Below are 11,351 nucleotides of genomic sequence, written 5' to 3'. Positions count from 1 at the left end.
AACTGTTCATTGCCTCTTATTACTTTAGGCCAAGGCGTGTCCAATGTGTCATTGCTTAATCCATGAGTGCCGGGTAAGACAGGAGTAAATTGATTTAATACACTATTATAATGAAACAATTCTTCTGCATCACCGATCAGCAAATTAAATCCATCGAATTGCAGCCGTTTTTCTTGCAACATCGATATAAAAGCTTCGGGGGAGGTTTCTGATGTCAAGTAGTCCCGAACAATATTCCCGCGAGATTGCGAATAAACAATTTTTTCTTTGGTATCGACCGCTGGATTATGGAAGTTGGTCAAAGCGGCAAAGCGGCTAGTTTTGGTTATGCCGAGCCAAGTGCCCATTTTGAGCAAATCTCTTCCAGCTAAGACAGTTGGAGCATCTTCCCAAAAATGAGCTGCAGCGGTTGGCCGGTCATAAGCTTCGTCTCGATTAGCGGTAAGAATCAACTTATACTTAGGGTGATCGTGAAACCGGAAGTTAAGTAAACACATAAGCTTTTTCCTCCTGTTTTTCTGGCATTACTGCATTACTATAGTAAGGTTAAGTATACGCAGGAAAAGAAAGCATTGCAAAATACGAGCTTAAACTCTGCCTCTTTTTAGGGGCTATGGTATACTGAGCGATGAAAATCAAACGTTGATTTAGCCATTCGTCATAGGGAAAGTGGGAGATTCAGATGAAACAAATCATCTTGTTTTTAGCGAGTTTAGTTAATGATATCCATGATTTGATCGCACAACGGTTCGGTGTTCAGCTTTCTGACAAGGACTTGCATTTTTGGGTGATTGGCCTAATTGGAATGGGGCTCTTTTTAGTGGTCTATTTGGTATTTAAATGGATCGAGACCTTTAAGTTTAAAACAACAATTTTAGCGTTTATCTATACTTTTACGCTGATGGTTGTTCTGGTGTTTGCGATCGAGATCCAACAAGCCATCACCAATAGAGGGAACATGGAATTCGCCGATGCAGCAATAGGGTTGTGGGGCTTTTTAGTATTCTTTTTCTTTTATGCGGTGATTGTTGGTGTTTTATATGGAATGATACGTGCCGTCAAAAAAACACGAAAAAAAGAGCCAATTAGGACTGAAGTGAAGGTTAAAGAAGAGCCGGCTAAACGATTTCGTTCAGAAAAAACAAAAAAGTGAAATTTAGGCTTGTCTTGCAGTAAGAAAAATGATATAGTCAGTGGGTACGTTTTGACGTATGAAAGAATGTGGGAGGGGAAATCTTAGCCCCATTAACCACATCACGGACTCATTCAAGGAGGTATGTCTCGTGGCCAAAAAAGTTGTTAAGTTAGTTAAATTGCAGATTCCTGCAGGAAAAGCAAGTCCAGCTCCCCCAGTAGGTCCAGCTTTAGGTCAAGCGCAAGTAAACATCATGGGATTCTGTAAAGAATTCAATGCTCGTACGCAAGACTTGAACGGCTTACTAACACCAGTTGTAATCTCTGTATATGAAGATCGTTCATTTACTTTTATTACAAAAACACCGCCTGCCGCTGTTTTGCTTAAAAAAGCTGCTGGTATTGATAAAGCATCTGGCGAACCAAATACGAAAAAAGTTGCAACTGTTACAAGTGCACAAGTAAGAGAAATTGCTGAAACAAAAATGCCTGACCTAAATGCTGCAACAGTTGAAGCAGCTATGCAAATGGTTGAAGGTACTGCACGAAGCATGGGATTCGTTGTCGAAGGCTAATTCCGCAACACGCTTCTCAGTGTCTCTCGTATGAAAAAAGACGAGGATCAAGTGGGAGGTAAAACCGTTATAACCACAATCAAGGAGGAAATGAATCATGGCTAAAAAAGGTAAACAATATTTAGCAGCTCTAGAAAAAGTAGACGCTGAAAAACTTTACTCAGTAGAAGAAGCTGTAGCTTTAGTACAAGAAACCAGTTTTGCTAAATTTGATGAAACTGTTGAAGTAGCATACAGACTTGGTGTTGACCCTAAAAAAGCTGACCAACAAATTCGTGGGGCAGTCGTTCTTCCGAACGGAACAGGTAAAACACAAAAAGTATTAGTTTTTGCTAAAGGCGAAAAAGCTAAAGAAGCAGAAGCAGCAGGCGCAGACTATGTCGGCGAAGCTGAACTTGTTCAAAAAATCAACGGCGGATGGTTTGATTTTGATGTTGTTGTAGCAACACCAGATATGATGGCTGAAGTTGGTCGTCTTGGACGTGTTCTAGGACCTAAAGGCCTAATGCCTAACCCTAAAACAGGTACTGTTACAATGGATGTTACAAAAGCAATCAACGAAATCAAAGCTGGTAAAGTAACTTACCGTGTAGACAAAGCAGGAAACGTCCATGCTCCTATCGGAAAAGTTTCATTTGACGCAGCTAAATTAATAGAAAACTTTAATACAATCAATGACACAATGCTTAAAGTAAAACCGTCAACTGCTAAAGGACAATACATCAAAAATGTATCAATCACTAGCACATTTGGTCCTGGGATCAAAGTAGACGTGAATACATTCGCTTAAGAATTGTGAAATAAGAATTAGAAATGTCTTGACCTGGACGACTTATCTTGATAAAATCGTCTAGGTTAAGAAATATTACCGAAGACAGTAGGTGGCTTTATGCCTTAATTTCCTGCCGAGGATGATATGTGAAAGCATACAACACTCCCTCTATGTCTACGGTGACATGGAGTTTTTTACGTTATGAAGACTTTTTAAGTTAACTACACGAAGAGATTCCACCAATCGATCGGGAGGTGAAAATTTAATGAGTCAAGCAGCAATCGCAGAAAAACAATTACTTGTTGAAAAAGCAACAACACGTTTCCAAAACGCAGCATCAGTTGTCGTAGTGGATTACCGTGGTTTAACTGTTCAAGAAGTGACTGACTTACGTAAACAATTACGTGATGCAGGTATTGTGATGAAAGTTATCAAAAATTCTGTTTTATCCCGTGCAGCAGAAGCAGCCGGTTTATCAGGAATGGAAGATGTTTTTAAAGGGCCTACAGCCATCGCTTTTAGTGATGAAGATGTAATTGCACCTGCAAAAATCATCGCGGACTTTGCTAAAGAAGCACCTGCTTTGGAAATCAAAGGCGGCGTAATCGAAGGTAAAGTTTCATCAGCAGAAGAAATGAACGCTCTTGCAACATTACCAAATCGCGAAGGATTACTATCTATGCTACTATCTGTACTTCAAGCTCCTGTACGCAACACTGCTCTTATCATCAAAGCAGTTGCAGAATCAAAAGAAGAAGTTGCTTAATAGAGAAACAATCTTGGCAGTTTGAAAAAGCAAGCTGAACAAATGCACACAAATAACCTATACCTATATAAATGGAGGAAAATAACAATGGCATTAAACATTGAACAAATCGTTGCTGATTTGAAAGAATCATCAGTATTAGAATTAAACGACTTAGTAAAAGCAATCGAAGAAGAATTTGGCGTAACTGCAGCTGCTCCTGTAGCTGCTGCTGGCGGAGCAGAAACTGCTGCTGCTGAACAAACAGAATTCACAGTTGAATTAACAGCTGTTGGAGAAGCAAAAATTAAAGTTATCAAAGCAGTTCGTGAAGCAACTGGTTTAGGCTTGAAAGAAGCTAAAGCTTTAGTTGATGGAGCTCCTGCACCACTTAAAGAAGGCGTATCTAAAGAAGACGCTGAAGCTATGAAAGAATCATTAGAAGCAGCTGGCGCAACTATCACACTTAAATAATCAGCGCTTTTAGATAGAATACTTTTAAGACACGCAGTTCACTGCGTGTCTTTTTTTCTACAGGTAAATTAAAGGAGGGGTAAAATGGCGGATCATTATTTTACGAATAAACCGCAAGCTGCAAGCGAACAATCAGCTTGGTCTTATACCTTGCGTGGGCAAGCATTTAAATTTGTGACGGATTTAGGAGTATTTTCGAAAAAAACGGTGGACTTTGGATCTCGTTTGTTAATCGAAACGATGGATCTAGCTTCAACGATAGAAGGCGATATACTGGATGTGGGGTGCGGCTATGGTCCAATGGGCTTGGCCTTCGCGAAAGAAGCGACTGACCGGACGATTGAAATGGTCGACGTAAATGAACGTGCGCTTAATTTAGCGAAACAAAATGCTTCTAATAATCGCATCACTAATGTCAATATCCATGTTTCTGATATGTATGAACAAGTAGAAGGACATTCTTTTGCAGCTATCGTCAGCAATCCGCCTATCCGGGCTGGGAAATCGGTGGTTCATGGTATTTTAACAGGTGCAGTTGACCGGCTTAAGCCGCAAGGAACGCTGACCGTTGTCATTCAAAAAAAGCAAGGTGCTCCGAGTGCTAAAGCGAAAATGGAAGAAGCTTTTGGAAACGCAGAGGTCATCAGTAAAGAAAAAGGCTACTGGATTATCCAAAGCAAAAAACAAGTAAGTTAAAGAGTTTATAATCGGTCAGGAGTGCTTGACTTTTTGGTTTTAATAATGTAAAATAATCTAATGCAGTAAGTGTGTCGAGTAGAGATAACCGAGTTCTGAAATATTGTCCAGACTAGGTTTTTAAAGAAAAACAAAAGAAAATGTGATTTTTATTTTAAAGTTCACGACTCTTTTGGTTTTTTTTTGTCAAAAAATAAGGTCAATAACAAGATGTCACGTAACAATAATATTTGTTACGTGATTGTAATGTCTTGTTGGGACGGGAATTTTGGCAGCTGCGGACACATTCAAAACATTTTGAGGGGTGAACAGGTTGGCAGGCCACTTAGTAAATTACGGAAAACACCGTACACGTAGAAGTTTCGCGCGAATCAGCGAAGTATTAGAACTTCCAAATTTGATTGAAATTCAAACCAATTCCTACCAATGGTTCTTAGATGAAGGATTGCGTGAAATGTTCAAAGACATTTCTCCAATCGAAGATTTCGCTGGGAACTTATCATTAGAGTTTCTGGACTACCAATTGCAAGAATCTAAATATACCGTTGAAGAAGCTCGTTCTCATGATGCAAACTATTCAGCACCTATCTATGTAAAATTACGTTTAGTTAATAAAGTAACCGGTGAAGTAAAAGACCAAGAAGTTTTCTTTGGTGACTTCCCGTTGATGACGGATATGGGTACTTTTGTTATTAATGGAGCTGAACGAGTTATCGTCTCTCAATTAGTCCGTTCGCCAGGCGTTTACTTCCATAGTAAATTAGATAAAAATGGTAAAGAAGGCTTCGGTACTACTTTAATTCCAAACCGCGGCGCATGGTTGGAATATGAAACAGATGCAAAAGATATTTCTTACGTTCGGATCGACCGCACGCGTAAAATTCCTTTATCTGTTTTAGTTCGCGCATTAGGATTTGGCTCAGATGATGAAATCCTTGAAATTTTTGGCGACAACGAAAGCTTGCGCTTAACGTTAGAAAAAGACTTGCACAAAAATGCAAGTGATTCACGGACAGAAGAAGCTTTGAAAGATGTCTATGAACGTTTACGTCCAGGTGAACCCAAAACAGCAGACAGCTCAAGAAGTTTACTGACTGCTCGCTTTTTTGATCCAAAACGTTATGACTTGGCAAATGTTGGCCGTTATAAAGTAAATAAAAAATTAAACTTAAAGACTCGTTTATTCAATTTGACATTAGCTGAAACATTGGTTGATCCTGAAACAGGAGAAATTCTGATTGAAGAAGGAACTAAATTAGACCGTGATCAAATGGATATTTTAGATCCTTACCTAGATGCAGGATTAAATAGTGTTACTTACTACCCGTCAGAAGACGCAGTTGTAACGGAGCCTGTTACGGTTCAAGTGGTGAAAGTATATTCTCCTAAAGACCCTGAACGAATCGTAAATGTTATTGGCAATGGCGTAATTTCAACAGAAATTAAAAATGCTACACCTGCTGATATTTTAGCATCTATGAACTACTTCTTTAATTTACAAGAAGGTATCGGCAATGTAGACGATATTGACCATTTAGGAAACCGTCGTATTCGTTCAGTTGGTGAATTATTACAAAACCAATACCGGATCGGTTTATCTCGGATGGAACGTGTGGTTCGTGAACGGATGTCCATTCAAGATATGGCGACTGTGACACCGCAACAATTGATCAATATTCGTCCAGTTGTAGCAGCTATCAAAGAATTCTTTGGTTCTTCTCAACTATCACAGTTTATGGATCAAACCAATCCATTAGGTGAATTAACACATAAACGTCGTTTATCTGCTTTAGGACCCGGCGGATTGACTAGAGACCGAGCTGGATATGAAGTTCGTGACGTTCACTATTCTCACTATGGCCGTATGTGTCCGATTGAAACGCCAGAAGGTCCGAATATTGGATTGATCAACAGCTTGTCCAGTTATGCAAAAGTAAATAAATTTGGTTTTATCGAAACGCCTTATCGCCGTGTAGACCGTGAAACAGGTAAAGTAACCGACACAATCGATTACTTAACAGCTGATGAAGAAGATGCTTATGTAGTAGCACAAGCAAACGCCAAATTAAATGAAGACGGCACATTTGCAAACGATGTTGTGCTGGCTCGTTATGTCGAAGAAAACTTAGAAGTTCCGATCAGTCGTGTCGACTATATGGATGTTTCGCCTAAACAAGTAGTTGCTGTAGCGACAGCTTGTATTCCTTTCTTGGAAAATGATGACAGTAACCGGGCTTTGATGGGTGCGAACATGCAGCGTCAAGCCGTTCCGTTAATCAAACCACAAGCTCCATTAGTTGGAACTGGGATGGAATATGTTGCTGCAAAAGACTCTGGTGCCGCAATGATTTGTCAAAATGACGGAATCGTCGAGTATGTGGATGCGAAAGAAATTCGTGTTCGTCAAAACAACGGTGCGTTAGACAAATATACGGTAACAAAATTCCGTCGTTCAAATGCTGGAACTTGTTATAACCAACGTCCAATCGTGGCTAAAGGCGATCGCGTAGAAAAAGGCGAAATCTTAGCTGATGGATCTTCTATGGAAAAAGGCGAAATGGCATTAGGTCAAAACCCATTAGTAGCCTTCATGACTTGGGAAGGGTACAACTATGAAGATGCGATCATTATGAGCGAACGTCTAGTCAAAGATGATGTTTACACTTCAATCCATATTGAAGAATATGAATCAGAAGCACGTGATACAAAACTTGGACCTGAAGAAATCACTCGTGAAATTCCAAACGTCGGTGAAGATGCATTAAAAGATTTAGATGAAATGGGTATTATCCGTATTGGAACTGAAGTTAAAGATGGCGACTTGTTAGTAGGGAAAGTCACACCTAAGGGAGTGACTGAACTATCTGCAGAAGAACGTCTATTACATGCTATTTTTGGAGAAAAAGCACGTGAAGTACGTGATACTTCGCTTCGTGTACCACATGGTGGTGGCGGAACGGTTCATGATGTAAAAATCTTTACGCGTGAAGCCGGCGACGAATTATCTCCAGGAGTAAACATGCTGGTTCGTGTTTATATTGTACAAAAACGTAAAATCAATGAAGGGGATAAAATGGCTGGACGTCATGGTAATAAAGGGGTTGTCTCTTTAATCATGCCGGAAGAAGATATGCCGTTTATGCCTGATGGAACACCAGTTGATATTATGTTGAACCCATTAGGGGTACCATCTCGGATGAACATTGGACAAGTATTAGAACTGCACATCGGAATGGCAGCACGCCAACTTGGCATTCACATTGCTACTCCAGTATTTGATGGCGCAAGCGATACAGATGTTTGGGAAACTGTTAAAGAAGCTGGAATGTCTTCAGATGCGAAAACCGTATTATATGATGGACGGACAGGAGAACCATTTGATAACCGGATCTCTGTTGGTGTTATGTATATGATTAAATTGGCTCATATGGTTGATGACAAATTACATGCACGTTCAACAGGACCTTACTCATTAGTTACACAACAACCATTGGGTGGTAAAGCTCAATTCGGTGGACAACGTTTTGGTGAAATGGAAGTTTGGGCACTTGAAGCTTATGGCGCTGCTTATACGCTGCAAGAGATCCTTACGTACAAATCCGATGATGTGGTCGGCCGTGTGAAAACTTATGAAGCAATCGTCAAAGGCGAACCGATTCCAAAACCAGGTGTTCCTGAATCATTCCGCGTATTAGTGAAAGAATTACAAGCCTTGGGATTAGATATGAAAGTATTGAATCCAGATGACGAAGAAATCGAATTACGCGATATGGATGATGACGATGACATCGTAAACATCGATGCACTGAGCAAATATGCTGAAGAACAAGAAAAAATCCGTGCAGAAGCAACCGAACAAGAAAGACTACAAGACTAAAGATGCGAAGCGATCCCGATAGACACACAGCAATTTTAGGAACTTTCCAGGCAAGAGCATCCTGCGCATTGCCGAAAGTTATCTAAATTGCCAAGTGTCTGGACCGCATAGCTCAATTAATAAGATGCGAAAAATCCAAGCAGAAATTTAAATTTCTGCTGAATTTTGTAATGAACCATAAAACAGAGCAGATAGGGCAGCTCAACAAAAATAAAGGGAGGTAGGCCCCTTGATAGACGTTAATAATTTTGAAAGCATGCAAATTGGTTTGGCCTCTCCAGATAAGATTCGCAGTTGGTCTTATGGAGAAGTAAAAAAACCTGAAACCATTAACTATCGTACATTAAAACCTGAACGCGACGGTTTATTCTGTGAACGTATTTTCGGACCTTCAAAAGACTGGGAATGTGCTTGTGGAAAATACAAACGTATCCGTTACAAAGGAATTGTTTGTGACCGCTGTGGCGTAGAAGTTACTCGTTCAAAAGTACGTCGTGAGCGGATGGGTCATATCGAACTAGCAGCACCTGTTACCCATATTTGGTACTTCAAAGGAATTCCGAGCCGGATGGGACTTGTATTAGACATGAGCCCTCGTGCACTTGAAGAAGTTATTTACTTTGCTTCTTATGTAGTAATCGAACCTGGTAATACTCCGATGGAAAAGAAACAGTTGCTGACTGAAAGAGAATACCGCGAACGTCGTGAGCAATATGGAAATGAATTCCAAGCTGAAATGGGAGCAGAAGCCATTAAGCAATTATTAAACGATGTGAATGTGGAAAAAGAAGTAGCTGAATTAAAAGAAGAATTAAAATCAGCACAAGGTCAAAAACGTACGCGTGCTATTCGCCGTTTAGATATCTTGGAAGCATTCCGTCATTCAGGCAACCAACCATCTTGGATGGTTATGGATGTTATTCCAATTATCCCGCCAGAAATACGCCCAATGGTTCAATTAGAAGGCGGACGTTTTGCAACAAGTGATTTAAACGATTTATACCGTCGTGTAATCAACCGTAACAACCGCTTGAAACGTCTATTAGATTTAATGGCTCCAAATATTATCGTCCAAAATGAAAAACGGATGTTGCAAGAAGCTGTCGATGCTTTGATCGATAATGGCCGTCGCGGACGTCCAGTTACTGGACCAGGTAACCGCCCATTGAAATCATTGTCACATATGCTAAAAGGAAAACAAGGTCGTTTCCGTCAAAACTTGTTAGGAAAACGTGTTGACTATTCAGGCCGTTCCGTTATCGTTGTTGGACCAACACTTAAAATGTACCAATGTGGTTTACCAAAGCAAATGGCTATTGAATTATTCAAACCATTTGTTATGCGTGAATTAGTTGCGCGTGATATTGCCAGCAATATCAAAAACGCAAAACGTAAAATCGATCGTCAAGATGATGCCATCTGGGCTATTCTAGAAGAAGTTATCCGTGAACACCCTGTTCTGTTGAACCGGGCACCAACATTGCATAGACTAGGTATCCAAGCTTTTGAACCAGTCCTTGTAGAAGGTAAAGCGATTCGTCTGCATCCATTAGTTTGTGAAGCATACAATGCCGATTTCGATGGTGACCAAATGGCCGTTCACGTTCCTTTAAGCGATGAAGCTCAAGCTGAAGCACGCATGTTGATGCTAGCTGCTCAAAACATCTTGAATCCAAAAGATGGAAAACCAGTTGTTACACCTTCTCAAGATATGGTCTTGGGGAACTACTATTTAACAATGGAAGAAGCAGGACGTGAAGGCGAAGGAATGACATTCAGCAGCTTAAATGAAGCGATGATTGCTTACCGCAGCGGATATGTGCATCTACATTCACGGATCGGTATTCGTGCAGTAGATATTCCTGAAAAACCATTTACTGAATGGCAAAAAGACAAGATGCTGATCACAACGGTTGGTAAATTGATCTTCAATGAAATCATGCCAGGCGAATTCCCATACCTGAATGAACCGACACAAAGCAATCTTGAAGTGGCTACGCCAGACAAATATTTTGTTGAAGCTGGAACAGATATTCCTGCTCATATTAAAGAACAAGAATTGATCAAACCATTCAAGAAGAAAAATCTTGGAAACATCATTGCTGAAGTATTCAAACGTTTCAAAATTGCTGAAACTTCAAAAATGCTAGATAAGATGAAAGATTTAGGCTATAAATATTCAACAATCGCCGGAATCACAGTAGGAATTGCTGATATTGTAGTATTGGAAGAAAAACAACAAATCTTAGATGAAGCACATGGCGAAGTAGAAAACATCACCAAACAATTCCGTCGTGGTTTGATTACAGACGAAGAACGGTATGAACGTGTTATTAATATTTGGAATGCTGCTAAAGACCGTATTCAAATCAAACTGATGGAAAGTTTAGATGACCGCAACCCGATCTTCATGATGAGTGACTCTGGTGCCCGTGGTAACATCTCCAACTTTACTCAGCTTGCTGGGATGCGTGGATTGATGGCTGCTCCGAATGGACAAATCATGGAATTGCCGATCACTTCTAACTTCCGTGAAGGGTTATCTGTCTTAGAAATGTTTATTTCTACTCACGGAGCTCGTAAAGGAATGACCGATACTGCTCTGAAAACGGCTGACTCAGGTTACTTGACACGTCGTTTAGTAGATGTGGCACAAGATGTAATCATTCGTGAAACAGATTGTGGTACAGACCGTGGATTAGAAATCATGGCAATTAAAGAAGGCAATGAAATCATTGAAACATTGGAAGAACGTTTATTGGGACGTTACACTCGTAAAACAGTCTTCGATCCTAGAGACGGTTCAGTGATTATCAAGAACAATGAAATCATTACAGAAGATATTGCTAAACAAATCATAGATGCTGGAATTGAATCAGTTACGATTCGTTCTGTATTCACTTGTAATACAAAACACGGTGTATGTAAGTATTGTTATGGTCGTAACTTGGCAACCGGTTCAGAAGTTGAAGTTGGTGAAGCAGTCGGAACCATCGCTGCTCAATCAATCGGAGAACCTGGTACTCAATTAACCATGCGTACATTCCATACTGGTGGGGTTGCCGGAGACGATATTAC

Annotated in this window: 9 protein-coding genes and 1 other annotated feature; of the genes, 8 read left to right on the top strand and 1 reads right to left on the bottom strand. The window is 40.2% G+C overall.

Going from position 1 to position 11,351, the window contains the following annotated elements; genetic code table 11:
- A partial coding sequence (locus tag RT405_RS02390) for an NRDE family protein (protein WP_313467239.1) occupies positions 1-497 on the bottom strand: 497 nt, incomplete at its 3' end.
- A 185-nt stretch (positions 498-682) separates the two neighbouring features.
- Here RT405_RS02390 and RT405_RS02385 point away from each other — a divergent pair.
- The 8 genes from RT405_RS02385 to rpoC form a co-directional block, all read left to right on the top strand.
- Positions 683-1,153, top strand: coding sequence for a hypothetical protein (locus RT405_RS02385; RefSeq protein ID WP_313467237.1), 471 nt, complete (start codon positions 683-685; stop codon positions 1,151-1,153).
- Positions 1,154-1,283: 130 nt separating this feature from the next.
- Positions 1,284-1,709, top strand: a complete 426-nt coding sequence (gene rplK / locus RT405_RS02380; protein WP_313467235.1) for a 50S ribosomal protein L11 — start codon at positions 1,284-1,286, stop codon at positions 1,707-1,709.
- Between the two features lie 97 nt (positions 1,710-1,806).
- The gene (gene rplA / locus RT405_RS02375) at positions 1,807-2,499 is read left to right on the top strand and encodes a 50S ribosomal protein L1 (RefSeq protein ID WP_192988152.1); all 693 of its coding nucleotides are present in this window, start codon (positions 1,807-1,809) and stop codon (positions 2,497-2,499) included.
- A gap of 60 nt (positions 2,500-2,559) precedes the next feature.
- Positions 2,560-2,687 (top strand) — a sequence feature (ribosomal protein L10 leader region).
- A gap of 59 nt (positions 2,688-2,746) precedes the next feature.
- Positions 2,747-3,247, top strand: a complete 501-nt coding sequence (gene rplJ / locus RT405_RS02370; protein WP_035031065.1) for a 50S ribosomal protein L10 — start codon at positions 2,747-2,749, stop codon at positions 3,245-3,247.
- Between the two features lie 87 nt (positions 3,248-3,334).
- Positions 3,335-3,700 carry a 50S ribosomal protein L7/L12 gene (rplL, locus tag RT405_RS02365; protein ID WP_313467231.1) on the top strand — a complete coding sequence of 122 codons (366 nt, stop codon included), beginning with the start codon at positions 3,335-3,337 and terminating at the stop codon, positions 3,698-3,700.
- An 84-nt stretch (positions 3,701-3,784) separates the two neighbouring features.
- Positions 3,785-4,396 (top strand): class I SAM-dependent methyltransferase, encoded by a 612-nt coding sequence (locus tag RT405_RS02360; protein WP_313467229.1) that lies wholly within the window; start codon positions 3,785-3,787, stop codon positions 4,394-4,396.
- Between the two features lie 304 nt (positions 4,397-4,700).
- On the top strand, positions 4,701-8,273 hold the full coding sequence (gene rpoB, locus RT405_RS02355) for a DNA-directed RNA polymerase subunit beta (RefSeq protein ID WP_313467227.1): 3,573 nt from the start codon (positions 4,701-4,703) through the stop codon (positions 8,271-8,273).
- Positions 8,274-8,502: 229 nt separating this feature from the next.
- Positions 8,503-11,351 (top strand): DNA-directed RNA polymerase subunit beta' (gene rpoC / locus RT405_RS02350; protein ID WP_313467275.1); only part of this gene is annotated, 2,849 nt, incomplete at its 3' end.

Origin of the sequence: Carnobacterium sp. (assembly GCF_032094055.1) — a bacterium.
Taxonomy (GTDB): domain Bacteria; phylum Bacillota; class Bacilli; order Lactobacillales; family Carnobacteriaceae; genus Carnobacterium_A.
This window is presented reverse-complemented; position numbering and strand designations above follow the sequence as displayed.